At 30.7% G+C, this 1,309-nt stretch carries 1 protein-coding gene; it reads right to left on the minus strand.

Features of this window, described 5'->3' with window-relative positions:
* The coding region (locus HUU89_RS14420; RefSeq protein WP_175302127.1) for an ISL3 family transposase at nt 1-1,174 on the minus strand (1,174 nt) is incomplete at its 3' end.
* Between the last annotated feature and the right edge of the window lie 135 nt (nt 1,175-1,309).

Genomic DNA, 1,309 nt, shown 5'->3' on the forward strand with positions numbered 1-1,309 from the left:
TACCTTCACATGGTCCATTAGATATACGTCTGTCATTTATCCATGTAAAAGAGTTTAGTATTTCTTCTTTCCAATGTTCAAGCGTCACTGCAACACTTATACTTTCTTCCACATGTGTATGTTTGAATTTTTTAATTACTGCATCGAGTTCCTTTCTTTTATTAGAATTATTGACTTCTCCTTTTGAAACTTGATCGAATATCAAATATTCTTCTTTGGCATTATAGGCCTGTCTAAGTTCATCATCAAAGCTTAGTAAAGTTTCAAGTATCATGTTTTCAGTTACATGACATTCCATTATCTTATCATACTTGAACGTTTCATTGTCTATGTTATTTTTGGATTTTAACAGTATCTTGTAACGATGTTTCAATAATCTGTATTCTCTGGATTTTTTATTTTTAACATATTTACGCATAATTCTTTTTCGAGTATGATTGAGTTGATCATTTATTAGTCTGGTAACGTGAAAATGGTCAACAAGCAAGGTCGAATTTGGAAAATATGTCTTTAGTAAGGGTTTGAATATAAAGCTCATATCAGTGCATATGTATTCGACCTTTTTTCTTTCTTCCAAATCAATCTTAAATAGATAGTCAGACATGATATCATGTGTTCTGGATTCAACGATATCAATAATCAAATTGTTTTCAAAGTTCATAAGGATAGCAGGATATTTATATTTGGAGTTTCTAGAGAAATGAAATTCATCAATCAATAGAACTCTAGGAAGGCTATGTCTTTTAATTCTGACAAAAGTATCAAATATTTCCATGATTCTGGTAGAAGAAACACCAAACATTCTAGCAATGGAAGCATAAGTAGCATTATAAGGTTTTAACCTGTTTAGAATAGAAATGATAGCTGTTCTAGTAAAAGACCAATCACCATAAGCAATAGGATTTACATCAGAAAAAGAAGCATTACAGTCAATGCATTTATACCTTTTAACATAAGTAACCATCTTTACAGGTTTATCATTAACAGGTACAGATACAATAGATCTTTTCTTATTGCCTTTACTAATGAAATGAGTGCTGCCACATGTAGGACATGAAAATCTAGATGGCTTGAATCTAATATCGATTTCATAATTAGATTCTTTATGATCTACAGTAAATGTTTCAACAACATCATCCTTGATATCAAATAGTTTTAATAATTCGTTGTTCATAATAATAATTTAATCAGGACCAGACAGTAAAATTGTATCAAAAAAGGGGATGATTCACATCCCCACGATAATTTAGAGGGTACTCCGCCTAATAATTTAGAGCGAACCTCTAAGCACCGGATAATTTAATATACC

It is taken from the genome of Faecalibacillus sp. H12 (genome assembly GCF_013361255.1).
In the GTDB taxonomy this organism is placed as follows: Bacteria; Bacillota_I; Bacilli_A; order Erysipelotrichales; family Coprobacillaceae; genus Faecalibacillus; species Faecalibacillus intestinalis.